Consider the following 21,262-nt stretch of genomic DNA (forward strand, 5'->3'; position numbering starts at 1 on the left):
TTGTGGATAGCGCAAAAGTACAACAGATTTTAGTTGAATCACTTAATCTTGAAGAGTTGCATGTAAAGGGCGAGGGTAGCCATTACGAGGTGGTTGCTGTTGATGCTTGTTTCGAGGGAATGAGTCGCGTTAAGAAGCAACAGCTAATTTATGCTCCGCTGATGGAGCATATTCAAAGAAATGACGTTCATGCATTAACAATCAAGGCCTACACTCCAGAAGAGTGGGCTCGCGATAAAAAGCTGATGTCACTGTAAGGTTTTGTAATGGAAAAGTTTCGAGTAAAGGGTTCAAAAACGCCACTGGTTGGTGAAGTAACCATTTCAGGTGCCAAGAACGCAGCACTACCCATTTTATTTGCATCCATCTTGGCTGAAGAGCCTGTAGAAGTTGCTAACGTTCCTCATCTGCGTGACATCGACACGACGATGGAGCTATTAAAGCGCCTTGGTGCGAAAGTTGATCGCAATGGTTCAGTTCATGTCGATCCAAGTAGCATTAATGAATTTTGTGCACCTTATGATCTTGTGAAAACGATGCGAGCGTCGATCTGGGCACTAGGTCCACTTGTTGCTCGATTTGGTCAAGGTCAAGTTTCTTTACCTGGCGGTTGTGCTATTGGTGCTCGTCCTGTCGATCTCCATATTCATGGCCTAGAGCAACTAGGTGCTACCATCACATTAGAAGATGGTTATGTGAAAGCAAGTGTTGATGGGCGTTTAAAAGGCGCACATATCGTTATGGATAAAGTCAGCGTTGGCGCGACGATTACTGTAATGTGTGCAGCGACATTAGCTGATGGCAAGACAGTGCTTGATAATGCTGCTCGTGAACCTGAAATTGTTGATACGGCCGAGTTTCTAAATACACTTGGCGCTAAGATTACGGGTGCTGGCACAGATACTATCACTATTGAAGGCGTTGAGCGTCTAGGTGGCGGTAAGCATGCTGTGGTTGCTGACCGTATCGAAACGGGCACATTTTTAGTTGCTGCTGCGGTTTCTGGTGGCAAAGTTGTTTGTCGTAATACTCGTGCTCATTTGCTTGAAGCGGTATTGGCGAAACTTGAAGAAGCTGGTGCACTGGTTGAAACGGGTGAAGATTGGATCAGCGTTGATATGACGGGACGTGAACTGAAAGCAGTGACGATTCGTACTGCACCACATCCAGGCTTCCCTACTGATATGCAAGCGCAATTCACGCTATTGAATATGATGGCAAAAGGTGGTGGTGTTATTACAGAAACTATCTTTGAAAATCGTTTCATGCATGTACCTGAACTTATGCGTATGGGTGCTAAAGCTGAGATTGAGGGTAATACCGTTATCTGTGGTGATGTAGAAGAGTTGAGTGCCGCGCAAGTTATGGCAACAGATCTTCGTGCATCTGCGAGCTTAGTGATCGCGGGTTGTATCGCTCACGGTGAGACTATCGTTGATCGTATTTACCATATTGACCGTGGCTACGATAAAATCGAAGACAAACTGTCAGCGCTTGGTGCTAACATTGAACGTTTTCGTGACGCTAATTGATTTTTAGCTAACGCTTGTAAGCCGAAACTGTCGTTTCGGCTTTTTTATGAGCGGCATATAAGTTAGATTAGGGCGAGATTAATTCCCCGTGTTCTTGGAGAGCAATAATGATTGCACTGTTACGTGTATTGGCTGTCGCTATTTTTGCAATTGTGATGTTTGTGTTTGGTTGTGGTTACTGCTTATTTAGCCCTCGTAACCCAAAGCATGTTTTTACCTTTGGTCGTCTATTTGGAAAAATGTCGAAAGTATTTGGTATCACTTTAGAGCTTCGTTTACCTGAAGATGCGTACCAACGAGGTCAGCATATTTATATTGCGAACCACCAAAATACTTGGGATCTTTTTACTGTTTCATCAGCAGTAACACCTAAAGTTGTGACGGTTGGTAAAAAGAGTTTGGTATGGCTACCTCTGTTTGGCCAGCTATATTGGTTAACGGGTAATATTTTGATTGATAGAGCAAACCGCACAAAGGCGAAAGGCACCATCGATCAAATCGTTGATAGCATCAAAAATAGTGATGTATCAGTCTGGATGTTCCCAGAGGGGACTCGCTCAAGAGGTCGTGGATTATTACCATTTAAAACTGGCGCATTTCACGCAGCGATTGGCGCAGAGGTTCCGATTGTCCCTATCGTCTGTAGCTCTACTGATGGTGTGAAATTGAATCGTTGGAACAATGGTCATGTTATTGTTGAAATGCTGCCTCCAGTAAGCTCTGAGGGCTTTAAAAAAGAGAATGTTCGTGATCTTGCAACGCTTTGTCGTGAACAAATGGCAGCGAAGCTGATTGAACTTGATGAAGAAGTAAAACAACTCAATAAAAAGTAATTTGCGATTTCTCATCAAGAGGAAAGAAAGCGTGCGATTGGTGCACGCTTTTTTTATGCCTCAGTTTTGTATCTAAACCTGTCTTTATATGACCGTTAATGCGGACATTGCCATAGGAAGCTCTAGAGAGTGACGTAAAGGCTGTTGTAAATGAGGGGGGAGGGGTAATTGCTTTACGCACTTAAAGGCTGTGTACGTCCCAGATAGGTGTTAATTATAGGCAGGAGCTGTGTGTTGATATAAAGAAGTAAAGAGTAGGGATACTGTGGAAATAGCAGGTATAAAAAAAGCCTCATCAAATGATGAGGCTTTCTCTAATATGGCTCCCCCTGCAAGACTTGAACTTGCGACATACGGATTAACAGTCCGCCGTTCTACCGACTGAACTAAGGGGGAAAAGATGGTGCCGACTACCGGAATCGAACTGGTGACCTACTGATTACAAGTCAGTTGCTCTACCTACTGAGCTAAGTCGGCTTTTTATTAACAAGCAATTTGCTCATCAATTAAAAGTGGCTCCCCCTGCAAGACTTGAACTTGCGACATACGGATTAACAGTCCGCCGTTCTACCGACTGAACTAAGGGGGAATTATCTTTTCTAATAAAGAATGGTGCCGACTACCGGAATCGAACTGGTGACCTACTGATTACAAGTCAGTTGCTCTACCTACTGAGCTAAGTCGGCGCACTATTTCTTTATTTTTCATTGATGTCTTAGACACCAACAATCAAATTGTGGTGCCCGGAGGCGGAATCGAACCACCGACACGAGGATTTTCAATCCTCTGCTCTACCGACTGAGCTATCCGGGCGACGAGGTGTATTAAACGGTTTTTCGCGTTTCCCGTCAACATTAAAATGCAAAAAAAATATCGTTTGCTGATTTTCTATACTTAGCGGGCTATTTTTATCCATTTTGATGAACAAAAGTACAGTGGCTAAGCGTGTAAAGAGGCAATTCATAATAAACAATTGTGTTTATCTAAGAAAAAAGCACGCTGGAAAGCGTGCTTTTTGTCTAGTTATTGCGAGTTATCGCTTCACTGTAAATTTGTTTAGCCAGTTTTCAAGCTCATTTGCTAGCAAAGTTAGGCTTTGGGTATTGTTATGACTTGCAGAAACAACTTGGCTTAATTGGGTGCCACTTTCTTCAATTATGTTGATACGCTGTGAAATATCATCACTTACTTGAGTTTGTTCCGCTGCTGCCGTTGCGATTTGATGGCTCATTTGAGAGATAGACTCTAAGGCGAGCACGATTTGTTGCAGTGCTTCTGATGCATCCTGAGATTCTTTTACCGTGTTTTGGCTTGTTTCAGCGCAAACACTCATGGTGTGAATTGCATTGCGAGAACCTTGCTGTAGATGATGGATCATCTGCTGAATTTCTTTGGTGCTCGATTGCGTGCGCCCTGCAAGGTTACGAACTTCATCAGCAACGACAGCAAACCCGCGTCCTTGCTCTCCTGCGCGAGCTGCTTCAATTGCAGCGTTGAGGGCCAGCAGATTGGTTTGCTCTGCAATATCACCAATAACATCGAGGACCTTAACAATATTATTTACATTATTATCAAGCTCAGCGACAGCATGGCTTGCCGTGCCCAGTTGGTCTGCTAAACCTTGAATGTTATTCACGGTGTTATGAATCAGATGCTGAGTATGCTGGCTTTGCTGGTCAGCTTCGTCCGTGTTGATCGCGGTATCTCGCGCAGAATCTGCCACATGATTCGCCGATGATGCCATTTCTGTCATCGCGGTTGCGATCATTTCTGTGGATTGTTGTTGTGATTCGGTCAACTGAGCAATAGAAATCGATCTTTCTTCTACGCCTGAAAGCTCATTTCTTAGGGCGTTCATTGAATTCTCAAGATTATTAATCAGTTGAGCCAGCGAAAAACTCATTAATTGAACGGATTCATAAATACTGCCCTCTGGTGCTGCATGATCAAAATGAGATTGGATCGATCCATTCGCAACAGCTTGAACTGCATTGCGCACATCTTGTGGTTCGCCACCAAGTAATGTCTGCATTTTTCGGATAGCCAATATCAAAATGGTAAAAATCGCGCCAGCAATACTAAGACACAGCAAAAGCTGCCATTGAGCGCTAGTCCAAAATCTGGCGTTGACGTCGTGGAAGCCAATGCCAGTCCCTACAACCCAGCCCCAGCGAGGGGTTTTTTCTGCTATTGAGAGCTTTTCTTCAATACTTCCATCAGCAAGTTGTTGTTTCCATGTGTATTCAACAAGCTCGCCATTGCTGCGGCTGAGTACATCTTGGATGAGTTGCCCAACACTGTTGCCAGAACTGTCTCTAAAGTCATGGAAACTAGTGTCATGAAGTTGAGGGTCTAAAGGTGCGGCAATGAACATCATGTTTTCATCGGCCACATAGACATATTCGTTGTCTTTATAGATGTTGTTGCGAAGGAGGCGAGTAGCTATGCTTTTCGCTTGTTGCTCACCTAAAGTGCCATCAGCTGCCATTTTCTCAACTTCGGTCAACATGCTGTATGCGCTGGTAAATAATTCGGTTACACGAGTTTTGTTGTCTAAGCTGCTAGCGACACGCAAAGTCCATAGCCCAGTAATCGTTAAAGCAAGCAATGCTGCAAGAATGATTGCGGCAAGAATATATGCTTGTGTTTTTAGCTTCATATGTTTTCTCTAGATAGAAATAAAATAATGAGTGGTTTCGGCATCGCCATTTATTTGTGGAGCAATTAAATGGTGGGTCATGCTATTTGTGGATGTATGACTATCACAAACATCGAGCATGATCTGTATTACCGTTTTTGAAATATAGACCTGATTTGTATGAGGTTTAACGTTGCTACGTTAGCGCTTCATAAAATAGGGGTGTACATAAAAATAGAGAAAAGGGGCAAATCAGATAACAGGGAAGAGTATCTATATGATATTGATGAGAGTTCGCTAATTAGAGAGATTAGCATTGTGACTAATAAGAGAAAAGCTTGAGGAAGTTTGTAGACTAGAAAAAGAAAAACCCCAGTCTTTCGACTAGGGTTTAAAAGTGGCTCCCCCTGCAAGACTTGAACTTGCGACATACGGATTAACAGTCCGCCGTTCTACCGACTGAACTAAGGGGGAATTATCTGTGTCATCTTTTTCAAGATAAGCACCAAATAATGGTGCCTCGAGGCGGAATCGAACCACCGACACGAGGATTTTCAATCCTCTGCTCTACCGACTGAGCTATCGAGGCAAAAGAATGGTGCCGACTACCGGAGTCGAACTGGTGACCTACTGATTACAAGTCAGTTGCTCTACCTACTGAGCTAAGTCGGCACACTAATATTCTTTGCTAACGTATTGATGTCTAAGACACCAACAATCAAATTGTGGTGCCCGGAGGCGGAATCGAACCACCGACACGAGGATTTTCAATCCTCTGCTCTACCGACTGAGCTATCCGGGCTTGGTGCGTATTAAACGGATTTTCGCCCTGCCCGTCAACCTGTTTTTAATAAAAAAAAGCAAAAAACGTTTATTTGCCGATAATTTAACCACACTTTGTACTTATGTTTTGCCGGAGTTAAAGTCTTTCTTGAATTTTGTAACTTTTTCTAGGTAACGACGCGCTTCTGCTTTGGGATGTTTATTCGTTAATGCCCAAAAAACCTGATTTGGCTGCAAAGAATTAAGATCTTGCATCGCACGTTTACGGTCATATCGATTAAATGTGTTCAAAACGCCCCCCGTTCCACCGTTGTAGGCAGAAATCATGCTGTATTCAAGAGAGATCGGATGACGAACATCTTTGAGATAACGGTTTTTCAATATGTAGAAGTAGGCGGTTCCAGCGTCGATATTGTTTTCAGGGTTGAACAAATACTCTGGAGTGGGCGTATCCGAGCGTTTTTTTACTAGCTTAAACACATCTTTACCTGCTGTATTGGGTACGACTTGCATCAGTCCGTAGGCATTAGCCCAACTTACGGCATAAGGGTTAAAGCTACTTTCGGTTTTTATGATGGCATAAATGAGGTCTTCAGGGATGTCGTACTTCACTGACGCTCTTCGCACTATATCTGCATATTGATAGCTGCGAATTTCCACTTGATCGGCCACCATCGGTATTTCAACGTAATAGGCTTTTTTGAAATCGACATCTTTTACTTGCAGCTTATTTTCAATGAGGTAGTCAGCAAACTTACTTGCTCGCCAAGACCATTGAATGGCTTTTTGCTCATGGTCGACAACTTGTTGATAGAGAAAAGGTCGCCCTTCTAACGTAATGCTTTTGGAAGAGAATAGATCGACATTCGCAGGATCATCTGGAGTTAATAGTGTCGTGATGATGGCGTCTTTGAGGTGTTTTTTGGGATCAATAGGGGATACCGTTTCAACGGTGATCGTCCCTTGAGTAAAGTTAACTTCGGAACGGCTCAGATAGTTATCTATGTATTTGACGTAGTTGTTCTTACCCGCAAATTTGAGTTCATTACGCCCCCATCGCTTTTCAATGTTGCCTGAAAAACTATTGATTAGCGCATCCAAGGCGGCGGTATCTTTTTGAAATTGTCCGGGTAATTGAGCCAAATTCTTCGCAAATCGGTTTGTTGGTTCATAGTTGACGTCATAAAAGCCCTCGACAAATTCGCGGCTGCAGCCAGTTAATGCGATAGCAGTTAAGACATAGACGAACTTTCTCATAAAATACCTAAAAAAAATGACATCAAAGCGTTCGCTATAATGTCATTTATTCACCGGTGAGAAAATAAAGAACCGGCTTATTTTTGCTCTTACATTGCTTAGCTAGAGCATCTGCTTATGCAAAATTATTCGCTTGGAGGCGTGTAACCTTCAATGTGAACCTCTTTACCCTCGAACAAGAAATTAACCATTTCTGTTTCAAGAAGTTTGCGGTGTTCCGGATTCATCATGTTGAGTTTCTTTTCATTGATCAGCATGGTTTGTTTGTGTTGCCACTGCATCCAAGCTTCTTTTGAAATATTGTCAAAAATACGCTTACCCAAGTCACCTGGGTAAAGTTGAAAGTCCAAGCCTTCTGCTTCTTTCTGTAATCGAGCACAAAATACGGTGCGGCTCATGATGACTCCTTGTTAAAACTGTTGGGATTGAAGTTCGTGAGGCAAGCTTTCCAATAACTGTTTGACTGGAGCGGCAAGTCCGATTTCTTCTGGTTGTGATAAGTTATACCAAAGACCGTTGTTGGCTTCCATTATCACATTAGGTTGCTTTGAGAGGTCTACCAAAATAGGCGTTATATCGAGATGATAATGACTGAAAGTATGTCGAAATGCGATCAATTGCTCCTGACGAATAACGTCATTAGCGGTAATGCCGCGTAAATCGAGTTGGTGTTCAAATTCTTTGGTCGGGTTTTCTGGGAAGCAAAATAGTCCTCCCCAGATACCGCTTTGTGGTCGTTGCTCTAACCATACTTGATGATCGTAATGCAGCATTAGAAACCAAGATTCTTTGACTGGTTTTTCTTTTTTCGGTTTTTTACCAGGGTAATCGAGTTGATTACCTTGACGATATGCCAAACATAAATGCTGAATCGGACAGAGCGTACATTTGGGTTTGCTTCGAGTACAAACCATTGCTCCCATATCCATCATGGCTTGATTGTATTTATCGACGTTCTGTTTGGGCGTGTTAGCTTCGGCATGATGCCAAAGTGTGTTTTCAACTTTTTTCTGTCCTGGCCAGCCCTCTACAGCAAAAGCGCGAGAAAGAGTGCGCTTTACGTTGCCATCTAAAATCGCGTGTGGCTGCTTATAGACAGAAGATAAAATAGCAGCCGCAGTAGATCGTCCGATGCCAGGAAGAGCATTTAGCTGTTCAATATCGGTAGGAAACTCGCCTCCATGTATTTCTACTACTGTTTTGGCCGCTTTATGTAGGTTGCGTGCTCGCGCGTAATAGCCAAGCCCAGTCCATAGATGGAGAACTTCATCTTGCTCAGCATTAGCGAGTTCATGGACGCTAGGGAAACGTTGTAAAAAACGTTCATAGTATGGAATGACGGTAGCTACTTGAGTTTGTTGTAGCATGATCTCAGACAGCCATACGCTGTAGGCCGTTTTGTTTTGTTGCCAAGGTAGGCTTTTTCTACCATAGGCGTCGTACCATTTTAGAATGGCATTAGCGAAAGGGGTCACGGCTTGCTCTGGTGATGTAATGAGTATTATGGCGTAAAATTGCACCACAAATACCCAGTAAAGTTCAACCAACATTTTGTAGGGGCTTTAATAAATTCGCGATAAATCCTCTTACTGCTTAATACTAGAGGCGAAGTCGATTTTCTTATACTAACTCTAGGTTAAGTAATTTTCGTTGAAACTAGCATCTTGTTGTCACTTGGGTATAATCACATCCCCTCAGTTAGAGACCAATATTTAGACAGGCAAAATCAATGAGTGAAGTGACCACTAACGAATATAATGATGACGGAAAACTGATCCGCAAAGTGCGCAGTTTTGTACGTCGTGAAGGCCGCTTGACCAAAGGTCAAGAGAACGCAATGAAAGAGTGTTGGCCAACAATGGGTATTGATTACCAGGCTGAATTCCTGAACTGGAAAGAAGTTTTTGGTAATGACAATCCTGTCGTTTTAGAAATTGGTTTCGGCATGGGTGCTTCATTGGTTGAAATGGCAAAAAATGCGCCGGAGAAGAATTTCTTTGGTATTGAAGTACATAGTCCAGGTGTTGGTGCTTGTCTGTCTTCTGCTCGTGAAGCTGGTGTAACTAATCTTCGAGTTATGTGTCATGATGCCGTTGAAGTATTTGAACACATGATTCCAGATGCTAGTTTAGCGACTCTACAACTGTTTTTCCCTGACCCATGGCACAAGACGCGTCACCACAAGCGCCGTATCGTCCAACTTGATTTTGCTGAAATGGTTCGCCAAAAGCTGGTGGATGGTGTTGGTGTTTTCCATATGGCAACAGACTGGGAAAACTATGCAGAGCACATGATTGAAGTGATGAATCAAGCTCCTGGTTATGAGAATACGGCTGAAGATAGCGACTTTGTTCCACGCCCTGATGATCGTCCGCTTACTAAATTTGAAGCTCGCGGTCACCGTTTAGGTCATGGCGTATGGGATATTAAATACAAACGAGTAAAATAATTCGTCTGTATTGATTAAGCAAAGCCCGACTTTGCTTGATGCTCTAGCATTGCTAACGTTTTGATAGAAATTGAGCCAACATTATTGTGATGTTGGCTTTTTTGACTCTGGGTATATTGAAATTTGTATTAACCATTTGGTTTTTAGATGTTTTTATAAACCGTGCATGAAATAACATATTGATTTAAAGGCTGCTGATGAAACCGACCAAAGAGATTTTGACTGAAATCCTACAAGAAGTTCGTCCACTTATAGGCCATGGGAAGGTTGCTGATTATATTCCGGCACTGGCAAAAGTACCCTCGAACAAGTTGGGTATTGCTGTCTTCACCAATGAAGGTGAAGTGATCAAAGCCGGTGATGCAGATGAAGCCTTTTCAATTCAATCTATTTCTAAGGCTCTGAGTTTAACCTTAGCAATGGGACTTTACTTACCAGATGAAATTTGGACTCGAGTAGGTAAAGAGCCATCAGGCCAAGCGTTTAATTCCATGATTCAGCTTGAGGTTGAACAAGGTATTCCACGTAACCCGTTTATTAATGCGGGAGCTATCGTTGTGGCTGACTTGCTTCATAGTCGTTTATCTGCGCCAAGACAGCGCTTATTAGATTTTGTCCGTCAACTTAGTGGGGAAAATCATATTTGTTATGACAAAGTTGTGGCCGCATCGGAGATGATGCACAGTGACCGAAATGCAGCGATTGCCTATTTGATGCGATCTTTCGGCAACTTTGAAAATGAAGTGATCCCTGTTCTGAACAATTACTTTCATGCTTGTGCGCTGAAAATGAATTGTGTCGACTTGGCGAAAACATTCAGCTATTTAGCCAATAAAGGTATATCAGTGCAAACCAACCAGCCGGTAATCACCCCTGTTCAAACTAAGCAATTGAATGCTTTGCTGGCAACCTGTGGTTTGTATGATGGTGCTGGTGAATTTGCGTATCGTGTTGGTATGCCAGGAAAATCGGGAGTTGGTGGTGGTATTATTGCTATCGTTCCTGGAGAAATGACCATTGCGGTATGGTCTCCAGAGTTAGACCCATCGGGTAATTCTTTAGCTGGAACCCAAGCACTAGAGTTACTTTCAGAACGCATTGGCCGTTCGATTTTTTAAGCGAAATGATACCGCTAGAATTCACATGATCTCTGGTGATTTAAGACGGATTTTTAATGCGCCCCTTTCTATAGGGGCGCTTTTATTTTGCTGGATTAAGATTGATTGGGAGGGAAGCAGACACCCGTTCCTCCCAGACCACAATAACCATTTGGATTTTTTGCAAGATACTGCTGGTGGTAGTTTTCAGCAAAATAGTACTCTTTAGCTGGCAATATGTCGGTGGTAATTGTACGTTCATTTCCGAGTAGTGACTGGTATTGAGCTTTAGATTCAATCGCTTGCGTTTGTTGAGAATCACTGAACGTATAGATAGCAGATCGATACTGTGTTCCACGATCATTTCCTTGGCGCATACCTTGGGTTGGATCATGATGTTCCCAAAACTCTTGAAGCAGTCGCTCTAACGAGATCTGAGCCGGATCAAATATGACTCGAACCACTTCAGTGTGTCCGGTCAAACCGCTGCAAACCTCTTCATAGCTTGGGTTTGGGGTATAACCACCGGCATAGCCGACCGATGTACTAATCACACCATCTAGTTTCCAAAATAGCCGTTCTGCCCCCCAAAAACAGCCCAGTCCCAATAAAATTTGCTCTTGACCTGATGTAGGTTGTGCACTCAGACTGGAACCATTAACGAAATGTAAATCGTCTATAATCATGGGTACAGCTCTACCTACAAGAGCATTGTTTGGTGAGATCATTGTTTGTTTGTCAGGCATAGTGTGAATCCTTCCTCATCAGTAATAAGTGGTCATTCGCTTATTAGGTTTTATTACAGACTTACCCGCTATCACGGGTTATTATTTTTTATCGATTGAGTGTATTTAATAAATCATGATAAGAAAGTCATTACCAGTTCTATTCGCAGTATTATGCTTACCAATGAACGCTCTAGCGAGCGATGTACAACTCTCTGTTCATGGGCTAAAAGGTAAGCTTGAGGATAATGTCGATGCTTATCTTTCCTCTATTCCCGAATCTGATTACAGCACCAGCCTACGTTTTCAATCACGTATTGAGCAAAGCATCCGAGAAGCCCTGAATGCTTTGGGCTACTATCATCCAGAAATTCGTTTTGAGATCTCTTCCGATCAAGATGAACTCGAGGTGTATGTTGTTAAAGGCGCTCCCGTTTTAATCAAAAGTGTCGATATTGAACTGACTGGCGAAGCTAAAAATGATATTGATTTCATTAAACTTGTTCAAAATAGCGGTATTAAAGTTGGTAAGCGGCTAAATCATGGTTTGTACGATGCGCTGAAATCGAATATCCGAAATTTAGCACTTCAAAAAGGCTATTTTGAGGGCGACTTTAAACTCAGTCGTCTTGAAGTCTCTCCCGACTTAAATGAAGCGTTTGTTCGTCTTCATTTTGACAGTGGGATGCGATATGAGTTCGGTCAAACCATTATTACAGGGAGTCAGATTGAAGAGAGTCGAGTTCACTCTCTTGAACCCTATACGCTTGGTGAACCGTATTTAGTTTCTAAAGTTGGCGAGTACAATCAAAACTTATCTAATACAGATTGGTTTTCTTCTGTGTTTGTCGAACCGGATCTCTCGCAACTCAGTATTTCTCGTGAACTTCCAATGAAAGTCTCTCTTGCTCCGCAAGCTCGAAATCAATTAGAAACAGGTATTGGCTACTCAACGGATGTTGGTGTTCGAGGTTCATTAAAGTGGAAAAAGCCATGGGTAAACTCACGTGGACACAGTTTTGATAGTAGCTTTTCTCTTTCTAAACCAGAACAGACCATAACCGCGAGCTATCGGATCCCATTAGAAGATGTATTGAATGACTACTATCGAATTCAATATGGTATGAAAAATCAAGATAGCCGAGACACGAAAAGTCTCGAGTCAAACCTCGCGCTAGAACGTCATTGGCTACTGGATGGAGGGTGGCACCGTACTGTCTTTATCCGCTATTTGTTAGAAAACTATGAACAAGGTTTACAAGACGATAGCGCTGAATTTTTATTACCGGGTATTTCATATTCTCGGAGTCGTACCCGCAGTGGTAGTGGTCCTATGCTTATGTGGGGGGATCGCCAGTCGATCACCATGGAGTATGGTGATCCTAAACTGCTTTCAGAAACTCGAGTATTTCGTTTACAAGCGGGTACTACATGGATACGAAGTATCGGTGAGAACCATCGAGGTATTTGGCGTTTAGATGGTGGGGCTAACATTACCGACGAGCTAGAAAAACTTTCGCCATCACTACGTTTCTTCGCTGGTGGCGATAACAACTTACGTGGTTATAGTTATGAATCCATTTCACCACGAGACAGCAGTGGCGCTTTAACCGGTGCAAAATACATTACAACAACATCACTTGAATATCAGTACCGTGTTGTTGGTAATTGGTGGGGCGCTGTGTTTTACGACGTTGGTGACGCCTATAACAATACCCCTGACTGGAAGCGCGGCACTGGTGTTGGTATCCGATGGGGATCGCCAGTGGGCCCTGTTCGTTTAGATTTCGCTTGGGGTTTGGATGCACCTAAGGGCGATGAGTTTCAAATCCACTTCACATTAGGTCCTGAGTTATGACCAAGATTTTTTTAAAATGGTCAAAGTGGCTGTCCATTTCATTCTTTACATTAATACTGACGCTTCTTCTTGCTTTAGTCTTTGTGCTGTTTACGAATCAGGGGCTAAGCTTGATTTTATTTGGGGCAGAAAAAGCGTTGCCTCAGCTTCAAGTCGGTAGTCATTCAGGGGCTATTTTCCCTCGTTTTAATCTACAAAATGTTCGATTTAAAGATGAATCACTCCATATTGATGCCACTGCCAACTCAATCACACTTGCGGTAACTCCAGCGTGTTTTACGGAACCCAGTGTTTGCATTGAAGATATTGCTGTTGATGGTTTGAAGTTTTCAATGCCAGAAATGGCGAGCAGTGATACAGAAGATACCAGCAATGAATCGAGCAATACTCCGATCACCGCTCCCTTACCGATTAAAATTGAACGTATTTCCTTGTCGAATATTGACCTCGATATTTTAGGGAATCAGATTCGCTGGGGGAACTTCTCTACGGCGTTGTCATTTTCAGGAAATCGCTTAACGGTGGGTGAGACGCGTTTAGATAAAGCATACCTTCAATTGGCTGAATCAAAAGACGAATCCTCTAAAACAACGACATCCTCATCGAAGCCATTCTCCTATCAAGGCTTTACGCTTCCTGATGTCAAATTGCCTTTGCAAGTTGATGTAACTCGCTTAGACATCAATGATTTTACCTTACAGCAAGAAATACCACTGATCGTTCATCATCTTGGATTGGAGGGTTTTGCGGGGGGATCAAAAGTTGAGATCAAAACGCTGGATCTTGATATGCCACAAATTAAAGCTGAACTTCAAGGTGATATACAGCTAGAAAATGGTTATCCATTGACGTTAGATCTAAATGCAGAGGTCATGGATCCGATCGCCAAAGGGCAAACTATAGAATTGAATGCAAAAGGAAGCGTGGCTGATATTGCGTTAAATGCAAAACTAGCGGGGTTAGCGAAGGCGAATCTAACCCTGAAAGCACAACCTCTTACCGCTGATTTGCCTTTTGAACTTAATTTGACGAAAGGCGCAGTACAGTGGCCACTGACAGGGAAGAGTGACTATAAAGTTCGCATTGCCCAATTGAAGGGGAAAGGGTCACTTAAACGTTACCTATTAAACTTAGACACAAAAGTGAGTGGTAGTGAAATACCGAATTTAGCATTGACGACAAAAGCCAAAGGAAGCTTATCGCATATTGAGTTGAGTGATTTTGTTTTAGAGACCTTGGGCGGTGATGTTGCCGGTGATGCGATGGTCAATTGGCAGGCTCCTGTTAACTGGTCTGCGGATGTTAATTTACGTGATATCCAGCCAGGCCTTCAATGGCCGGATGCTGAGGGTAAGCTGAGTGGGGAGCTTGAAACATCAGGCTCTTTGACAAAGCAAGGTGGTTGGAAAATCGATTTACCTATCTTAGATGTAAATGGTGAATTACGAGGTTATCCGCTGCATATTGAGGGAGCATTGAAAGCCTCTGACAGTAAAGGGAAAGGTGATATTAAACTCTCTACATCGGGAGTAACGCTGGCTCATGGTCCCAATAAGGTGTCAGCAAATGGTCAGTTAAATAAAGAGTGGAATATGTCACTTGCATTAAACTTTCCTGATTTAGCGAAAACGATCCCTGAACTAAAGGGGCGGGTTCAAGGTCATGTTGATTTAACGGGAAAAATGAAACAACCCGACATTAAATTAGCATTGGGTATTGATGAATTAAATTGGCAGCAGACAGCCAGTATTCAGCGTGCAGTCTTAGATGGCAATATTTCACCATTACCGCTACCGAAAGGAAATCTTAATCTTAAGGTTACTAACGCGAAATATCAGCAGGATGTGATAGATGAAGCCACGCTGAAATTTTCGGGGACGCAGGAGGTGCATCGACTCACTGTGGATGTGCTTTCGAATATCGTTTCTACCAGCCTACTGTTAACCGGTGCTTTACAGGATAAACCGAGCCTCAATTGGCAAGGCACTTTGCACCGGATGTCTATTTCGTCAGAGCAGGGGAAATGGGTTCTTAATCAAGCGACAAAACTAGGATTCGATTTAGCAACTGAGCAAGCATCGATAGCTGCTCATTGTTGGTTACAAAAAGATGCATCGATCTGTTTAGATAACAATATTCAGGTTGGGAAAAGCGGTGAAGCAGCGGTAACAGTGAAAGATTTTGATTTTTCTCAGGTTGAGGCATTTATCCCTAAGCAGACGGAGATAAAGGGCAAGGTCGATGCGACAGCATGGGCAAAATGGGCACCTGAAGTTCCACCACAAGTTAAAGCGTCCATTCGATTACCCAAAGGCGAAGTGGTTCAGCATCTCTCTCAGCCAGTTTCATTGGGGTGGCAAAGCATAACGCTCAATGCTGAATTAGCTAATAATGCTTTGAAAAGCGACTGGAACCTTGATGTGACAGATAATGGGGATGTGACGGGTAATCTCTATATCCCCAATGTATTAGTCGGAGATAAACAGCTTGATGGTGAGTTAAAACTCTCCACGTTTAGCTTGAAGTTTTTATCGCCGTTGGTGGGTGAATACAGCCAATTAGGCGCAGAGGTTACCACAGACCTAAAGCTATCTGGGCCAATAATGCAGCCACAAGCCAAAGGGCAATTTGTGGTTGATAAGATGCAATTGAAAGGGGAAATATCACCGATTGATATTGATTCTGGCCGTTTAGTGATTGACTTCAAAGGTTATCAGGCAGCATTGAACGCGGCGATTCAAACACCTGATGGGGAGTTGAAAGTCACCGGTGATGCGGATTGGCAGGATATGAGCGCCTGGAGTAGCAAAGTTCGTATTTTTGCGAAGCAACTTATGGTCGATATGCCACCGATGGTTAAAGTCAAAGTAGAGCCGGATATGACAATCAATTTGGCGCCACATCAAGCTCGAATCGATGGCAATATTGATTTGCCGTGGGGGCGAATTGTAGTGGAAGACTTGCCACCTAGTGCAGTAGAGGTTTCAAAAGATCAAGTGTTGCTTAATGCTTCATTACAACCGATTGAAAGTAGTGATCCGGTACCGTTTGATATTGCGACTAATATAAAAATTAAGATTGGCGATAACTTTAAGCTTTCTGCTTTTGGTCTTGAGGGGGAGCTTGTCGGTAACCTAAAAGTTGCCCAGAAAGACAAAGGTCCGTTCGTGACAGGGGAAGTAAATATCGTTAACGGTTCATATGGTTCTTTTGGTCAAGATCTACTGATTAAAGAGGGCAAAATCTTAATGAATGGTCCTGTCGACCAGCCCTACGTACAAATAACCGCAATACGAAATCCTGATAATACTCAAGATGATGTGACCGCTGGTATTAAAGTAACAGGCCCGGCTGACGCGCCAAAAATTACTATTTTCTCTGAGCCATCAATGCCACAAGCCAATGCACTATCGTATCTATTACGTGGTCAAGATATTGATGGGGAAGCGGGTGGTAATGCCATGACAACCACGTTAATTGGACTAAGCTTAGCTAAAAGTGGTCGTTTAGTTGGAGAAATAGGCGAAGCTTTTGGGGTTCAAGATTTACAGCTTGATACAGCAGGCTCTGGCGATGATTCTCAAGTAACTGTGAGTGGTTATGTTTTACCTGGTCTGCAGGTGAAATATGGTGTTGGGATTTTCGATTCGGTCGGTGAATTTACCGTTCGCTATCGTTTGTTGAAAGATCTTTATGTTGAGGCGGTATCGGGTTTAGACAGTGCCGTGGATCTACTTTACCAATTTGAATTTAATTAATAGGTCTGGGTTTATGCAACACTTAGTTTTTGTGTATGGCACCTTGCGAAAAGGTGAAAGTAATCACCACCACTTATCTGAGCAAGCACAGTTTTTAGGTCATCATGAGACATTACCTGAATTTGCTCTATATGACTTAGGCGCTTATCCCGCTGTGATTAGTGGTCACCACTCTATATCCGGTGAAGTCTATCTGATCGATAGTCATAATTTGCAAGTATTGGATAAACTTGAAGATGTTCCGGTTGAATATCGCCGCGAACAAATCGAAACCCCATTTGGACTTGCGTGGATATATTTATATCAAGATACCTCGCAACTGGAGACGCTGATTTCATCCGGAGATTGGTGTCAAAAAATATAGAACAGCACATTGTTGCTGTAATGGGAGGAAAATGATGATGTCATTAAAAGTTTGGAAAGCCCTTTTATTAAGTTCGCTATTTTTGATGTTTGGCTGTGCGTCGAATACTTCTCCACTCTCAAATATTCCTATGGATTGGTTTGATTTTGGTAAACAACAAGCGCTTGAAGGAAGATTGAAACAGTCTGAGCAAAAATTGAGTGCCAATGATCAGGATGGTTATTTAACCTCTTCTTTATACAATGATTATCAACTGGGATATATGAAAGGGAAAACGGAATATTGTACCCAAGATGCGAGCATACTAGGAGCTACGGGGCGTCCTTATCTCGGGATTTGTGATGATGTTGATCCGTCTTTTCAAGAACAATATGATTCAGGCCAAGATCTATTTTGGACCATTAGTTCTAGTGATTAGTTTTTAAAAGCCAGCATCTTGCTGGCTTTTATTCATTAGCTTCGAGAGTTATTTTTTTGCACGCTCGTAAGACTCTAAGATTTCTTGGCGTGCAGAGGCGACATCTTCCCAACCATCAACTTTTACCCATTTACCTGATTCAAGCTCTTTGTAGCGCTCAAAGAAATGAGTTATTTGTGCTTTTAGGAGTTCGGGAATATCGTTAACGTCTTGAATGTGATCGTATTCTTTTGACAGCTTTGAATGTGGAACTGCAAATACTTTTGCATCTTCTCCAGATTCATCTGTCATCTTTAATACGCCGACAGGACGACAGCGAATAACTGAGCCTGGGATAAGTGGGAATGGCGTTGGTACTAAAACATCTACAGGATCGCCGTCAAGTGAAAGCGTATGATTTACGTAGCCATAATTACATGGGTAAAACATAGGTGCCGACATAAAGCGGTCAACGAATACAGCTCCAGAGTCTTTGTCGACTTCATATTTGATTGGGTCGGCATTCGCTGGGATTTCGATGACAACATAAATATCATCAGGTAGCGATTTTCCCGCAGGTACATTATTTAAACTCATTAGAAATATCCTTATTTAATGGGGTTAAAATTACCTCAATTACTTTACTGGTAATTGTGGTTCGATGTAAACCTATACCCGTCATACTTGAAGTTGCAGTGGTGTTGGCTGCGTTAGCCTGGCCCAATCACATAATTCGCTTTTGTTCAGAGGGCTTCCTAACTTACCGTTTACCAGCCTCTTCCTATTTCTTGGGTATAAGAGGTATGACATTGATCTGAATATAATAAAAAAAACGCCTTTCGGCGTTTTTTATTAAATGACTCAATACTATTCGTCGCGGTGACGCTCTAAAAACGCTTCGACTTTAGTGACCATATTTTTTGAGCCGACAAAGAATGGAACACGCTGATGCAATTCAGTTGGTTTTAAATCCATAATGCGTGTTGAACCATCAGATGCCGTACCGCCAGCTTGCTCCATGATGAAAGCAATTGGATTGCATTCATAAAGTAGACGTAATTTACCGTTTGGATGGCTTTGAGTGCTTGGATATAGATAGATTCCGCCTTTCAGCAGATTACGATGAAAATCAGCAACAAGTGAACCAATATAGCGAGACGTATAAGGGCGACCCTCATCTGGTTCATTTTCTTGGCAGAACTTGATGTATTTCTTCACGCCAGCAGGGAAGCGGAAGTAATTCCCCTCGTTGATAGAATAAATGTGACCATCTTCAGGGATCATCATGTTTTCATGAGATAAACAGAACGTACCTAGTGATGGGTCATAAGTGAATCCGTTTACGCCATTGCCTGTCGTATAAACCAACATGGTTGAGGAACCATAGATGACATAACCTGCAGCGACTTGTTTGTTGCCCGGCTGAAGAAAGTCCTCTTCAGTCGGAGGCGTACCGATTGGAGATACACGACGGTAAATTGAAAAAATGGTACCTACGGAGACGTTAACATCAATATTTGATGAGCCATCAAGTGGATCCATTAGAACCACGTATTTGGCATTCTTGTTCAACTCTTTATTGAACGCAACCGCTTCATCTTCTTCTTCACTTGCAACACCACAAACTTGATCGCGAGCCTCTAATGCTGCTTTAAACTTGTCGTTGGCATAGAGATCGAGCTTTTGCTGATCTTCACCTTGCACATTTTCCGTTCCTACAGCTCCGGTAATATCACCCAGACCCGCTTTATTTATTTCACGGTTTACAATTTTAGCGGCAAGACGGATTGAAGATAAAAGGGATGATAAATCACCGCTAGCGTGGGGGAAGTCTGCTTGTTTCTCAACAATAAACTCGCCAAGGGTGCGCATTCCAGACATGTTGATTCCTTCAAAGTCATAATTTAATAGAGTGAACCTTGCTTGAGCCTTTCTTGGGCTTAGGCTGCAAGTAGTGGGCATATGCCCAGATATAATTTTAAGAGTTAGAACTTTTTATTGGTATTGAACTAACCGATTTAGGTCTCAATTTGTTTGTCGACTCATTTAGCTCGTTGCAGTTTCAATATTTCTCGCTATGAATAGGAGTACCGCGGGGATATTGGGCTAATCAGCAAGATAATCATGATCAAAGTATTTCGCTTTTAATGCCATTATCGCCATAATAACCCCACACTATCGACTGAGGATAAGGTCAGGGTTATGCACATTCATATCTTGGGTATTTGCGGTACATTTATGGGCGGAGCTGCCATTTTAGCTCGACAATTGGGTCACAAAGTGACGGGAAGTGACGCAAACGTCTATCCACCGATGAGTACATTGTTAGAATCGCAAGGTATTGAAATAATTCAAGGTTTCGACCCATCTCAGTTAAGCCCTGCGCCCGATCTTGTCGTCATTGGTAATGCAATGAGTCGTGGCAATCCATGTGTTGAACATGTATTGAATACGAATCTTCGTTACACCTCTGGTCCACAGTGGTTGCAAGAGTTTCTGCTCCATGACCGATGGGTTTTAGCCGTATCAGGAACTCATGGAAAAACAACAACATCGAGCATGTTGGCATGGATACTGGAAGAGTGTGGCTATCAACCTGGTTTCCTAGTTGGAGGCGTACTAGGAAACTTTGGTGTGTCTGCTCGCTTAGGGGAAAGCATGTTTTTTGTTGTAGAAGCCGATGAATACGACAGTGCTTTTTTTGATAAGCGTTCTAAGTTCGTTCATTATCATCCTCGCACATTAGTGATGAACAATCTTGAGTTTGATCATGCCGATATTTTCGATGATCTTGAAGCGATCAAGCGACAATTCCACCATTTGATCCGCACCGTACCCAGTAATGGCCGAGTGTTTGCGCCGAAGCAAGATGGTGCTTTAGCCGATGTCTTAGAGCGTGGCTGCTGGTCTGAAACGGAGTTTTCTGGTGACGATGGTGAATGGCAAGCTGAAAAACTCACTCGAGATGGCTCTCAATTCCATGTGTTGTTCGACGGAGAACGAGTTGGTACCGTTAAGTGGGATTTAGTTGGCGAACATAATGTTAATAACGCGCTAATGGCGATTGCGGGAGCCCGCCATGTTGGTGTAACTCCAGAACTTGCTTGTGAAGCTTTAGCTAAATTTATCAACACCAAACGTCGATTGGAACTCAAAGGTGAGGTCGGTGAGGTGGTGGTGTACGATGATTTTGCCCACCATCCAACAGCGATTGAACTGACGCTAGAGGGCTTACGTAATAAAGTCGGTAAAAAACGAATTTTGGCAGTACTAGAGCCTCGTTCAGCAACAATGAAGCGTGGTGTACATAAAGAAACACTAGCCGCATCACTCCACCATGCCGATCAGGTCTTTTTATATCAACCAGATGCGATTGATTGGTCAGTTGAAGATGTTGCAGAACAGTGTTCTCAGCCGGCATTGGTATCTAATGATATCAATCAATTAGTCGATGCGATTGTTGCAACAGCCAAACCAGGAGATCAAATATTGGTCATGAGCAATGGTGGCTTTGAGGGCATCCACGACAAACTGTTAACAAAATTAGCCACTAGCCAGAAATAGCGAAATA

17 protein-coding genes and 9 tRNA genes are annotated in these 21,262 nt (G+C 42.7%); 10 read left to right on the plus strand and 16 right to left on the minus strand.

Features of this window, described 5'->3' with window-relative positions:
- Positions 1-2: 2 nt before the first annotated feature.
- From ibaG to DZ860_RS12100, 3 genes are all read left to right on the plus strand, one after another.
- Positions 3-257: a BolA family iron metabolism protein IbaG gene (gene ibaG / locus DZ860_RS12090; RefSeq protein ID WP_120031617.1), complete on the plus strand. Its 255-nt coding sequence runs from the start codon at positions 3-5 to the stop codon at positions 255-257.
- A 9-nt stretch (positions 258-266) separates the two neighbouring features.
- Positions 267-1,532: a UDP-N-acetylglucosamine 1-carboxyvinyltransferase gene (gene murA / locus DZ860_RS12095; RefSeq protein WP_120031619.1), complete on the plus strand. Its 1,266-nt coding sequence runs from the start codon at positions 267-269 to the stop codon at positions 1,530-1,532.
- A gap of 107 nt (positions 1,533-1,639) precedes the next feature.
- Positions 1,640-2,365: a 1-acylglycerol-3-phosphate O-acyltransferase gene (locus DZ860_RS12100; RefSeq protein WP_120031621.1), complete on the plus strand. Its 726-nt coding sequence runs from the start codon at positions 1,640-1,642 to the stop codon at positions 2,363-2,365.
- 320 nt (positions 2,366-2,685) lie between these two features.
- Here the strand turns inward: DZ860_RS12100 and DZ860_RS12105 are convergent.
- From DZ860_RS12105 to mutY, 13 genes are all read right to left on the minus strand, one after another.
- Positions 2,686-2,761: transfer RNA gene (locus DZ860_RS12105), tRNA-Asn, on the minus strand.
- 5 nt (positions 2,762-2,766) lie between these two features.
- Positions 2,767-2,842 (minus strand) — tRNA-Thr (locus DZ860_RS12110).
- Between the two features lie 36 nt (positions 2,843-2,878).
- Positions 2,879-2,954: transfer RNA gene (locus tag DZ860_RS12115), tRNA-Asn, on the minus strand.
- A gap of 21 nt (positions 2,955-2,975) precedes the next feature.
- Positions 2,976-3,051, minus strand: a tRNA-Thr gene (locus DZ860_RS12120).
- 51 nt (positions 3,052-3,102) lie between these two features.
- Positions 3,103-3,178 (minus strand) — tRNA-Phe (locus tag DZ860_RS12125).
- Between the two features lie 220 nt (positions 3,179-3,398).
- Entirely contained in the window at positions 3,399-5,024 is a 1,626-nt protein-coding gene (locus DZ860_RS12135; protein WP_120031625.1) for a methyl-accepting chemotaxis protein, read from the minus strand.
- A 377-nt stretch (positions 5,025-5,401) separates the two neighbouring features.
- Positions 5,402-5,477, minus strand: a tRNA-Asn gene (locus DZ860_RS12140).
- 39 nt (positions 5,478-5,516) lie between these two features.
- Positions 5,517-5,592, minus strand: a tRNA-Phe gene (locus DZ860_RS12145).
- Positions 5,593-5,599: 7 nt separating this feature from the next.
- Positions 5,600-5,675, minus strand: a tRNA-Thr gene (locus DZ860_RS12150).
- Between the two features lie 54 nt (positions 5,676-5,729).
- Positions 5,730-5,805: transfer RNA gene (locus DZ860_RS12155), tRNA-Phe, on the minus strand.
- Between the two features lie 101 nt (positions 5,806-5,906).
- The gene (gene mltC, locus DZ860_RS12160) at positions 5,907-7,043 is read right to left on the minus strand and encodes a membrane-bound lytic murein transglycosylase MltC (protein WP_120031627.1); all 1,137 of its coding nucleotides are present in this window, start codon (positions 7,041-7,043) and stop codon (positions 5,907-5,909) included.
- A 125-nt stretch (positions 7,044-7,168) separates the two neighbouring features.
- Entirely contained in the window at positions 7,169-7,441 is a 273-nt protein-coding gene (locus DZ860_RS12165; protein WP_120031629.1) for an oxidative damage protection protein, read from the minus strand.
- Between the two features lie 12 nt (positions 7,442-7,453).
- Complete coding sequence (gene mutY, locus DZ860_RS12170) at positions 7,454-8,518, minus strand: A/G-specific adenine glycosylase (protein WP_120031807.1); 1,065 nt, start codon at positions 8,516-8,518, stop codon at positions 7,454-7,456.
- Positions 8,519-8,772: 254 nt separating this feature from the next.
- Here mutY and trmB point away from each other — a divergent pair, with 254 nt between their 5' ends.
- Together trmB and glsB are read left to right on the plus strand one after the other, a co-directional pair.
- Positions 8,773-9,492: a tRNA (guanosine(46)-N7)-methyltransferase TrmB gene (gene trmB / locus DZ860_RS12175; protein WP_120031631.1), complete on the plus strand. Its 720-nt coding sequence runs from the start codon at positions 8,773-8,775 to the stop codon at positions 9,490-9,492.
- A gap of 197 nt (positions 9,493-9,689) precedes the next feature.
- On the plus strand, positions 9,690-10,610 hold the full coding sequence (gene glsB, locus DZ860_RS12180) for a glutaminase B (protein ID WP_120031633.1): 921 nt from the start codon (positions 9,690-9,692) through the stop codon (positions 10,608-10,610).
- Positions 10,611-10,705: 95 nt separating this feature from the next.
- Here glsB and msrA read toward each other — a convergent pair whose 3' ends face one another.
- The gene (msrA, locus tag DZ860_RS12185) at positions 10,706-11,335 is read right to left on the minus strand and encodes a peptide-methionine (S)-S-oxide reductase MsrA (protein ID WP_120031635.1); all 630 of its coding nucleotides are present in this window, start codon (positions 11,333-11,335) and stop codon (positions 10,706-10,708) included.
- A gap of 115 nt (positions 11,336-11,450) precedes the next feature.
- On the opposite strand from msrA, the gene tamA reads away from it, so the two are divergent.
- From tamA to DZ860_RS12205, 4 genes are read left to right on the plus strand one after another with little or no spacing between them, the layout of a single operon-like run.
- Positions 11,451-13,172 (plus strand): autotransporter assembly complex protein TamA, encoded by a 1,722-nt coding sequence (gene tamA, locus DZ860_RS12190; RefSeq protein ID WP_120031637.1) that lies wholly within the window; start codon positions 11,451-11,453, stop codon positions 13,170-13,172.
- Positions 13,169-16,930 carry an autotransporter assembly complex protein TamB gene (gene tamB, locus DZ860_RS12195; RefSeq protein ID WP_120031639.1) on the plus strand — a complete coding sequence of 1,254 codons (3,762 nt, stop codon included), beginning with the start codon at positions 13,169-13,171 and terminating at the stop codon, positions 16,928-16,930. Before tamA ends, tamB begins: the two co-directional genes overlap by 4 nt.
- A 13-nt stretch (positions 16,931-16,943) precedes the next feature.
- Positions 16,944-17,294, plus strand: coding sequence for a gamma-glutamylcyclotransferase family protein (locus DZ860_RS12200; protein ID WP_120031641.1), 351 nt, complete (start codon positions 16,944-16,946; stop codon positions 17,292-17,294).
- 31 nt (positions 17,295-17,325) lie between these two features.
- Positions 17,326-17,712: a DUF2799 domain-containing protein gene (locus tag DZ860_RS12205; protein ID WP_243641855.1), complete on the plus strand. Its 387-nt coding sequence runs from the start codon at positions 17,326-17,328 to the stop codon at positions 17,710-17,712.
- A gap of 48 nt (positions 17,713-17,760) precedes the next feature.
- On the opposite strand, the gene ppa is transcribed toward DZ860_RS12205, so the two are convergent.
- Positions 17,761-18,288: an inorganic diphosphatase gene (gene ppa / locus DZ860_RS12210; RefSeq protein ID WP_120031642.1), complete on the minus strand. Its 528-nt coding sequence runs from the start codon at positions 18,286-18,288 to the stop codon at positions 17,761-17,763.
- A gap of 270 nt (positions 18,289-18,558) precedes the next feature.
- A complete protein-coding gene (fbp, locus tag DZ860_RS12215; protein ID WP_120031644.1) occupies positions 18,559-19,572 on the minus strand; it encodes a class 1 fructose-bisphosphatase in 1,014 nt (337 codons plus the stop codon).
- A gap of 321 nt (positions 19,573-19,893) precedes the next feature.
- On the opposite strand from fbp, the gene mpl reads away from it, so the two are divergent.
- Positions 19,894-21,255, plus strand: coding sequence for a UDP-N-acetylmuramate:L-alanyl-gamma-D-glutamyl-meso-diaminopimelate ligase (gene mpl, locus DZ860_RS12220; protein ID WP_120031646.1), 1,362 nt, complete (start codon positions 19,894-19,896; stop codon positions 21,253-21,255).
- Positions 21,256-21,262 lie beyond the last annotated feature (7 nt).

The sequence above is a fragment of the Vibrio sinensis genome (assembly GCF_003605645.1).
GTDB classification, from domain to species: Bacteria; Pseudomonadota; Gammaproteobacteria; order Enterobacterales; family Vibrionaceae; genus Vibrio; species Vibrio sinensis.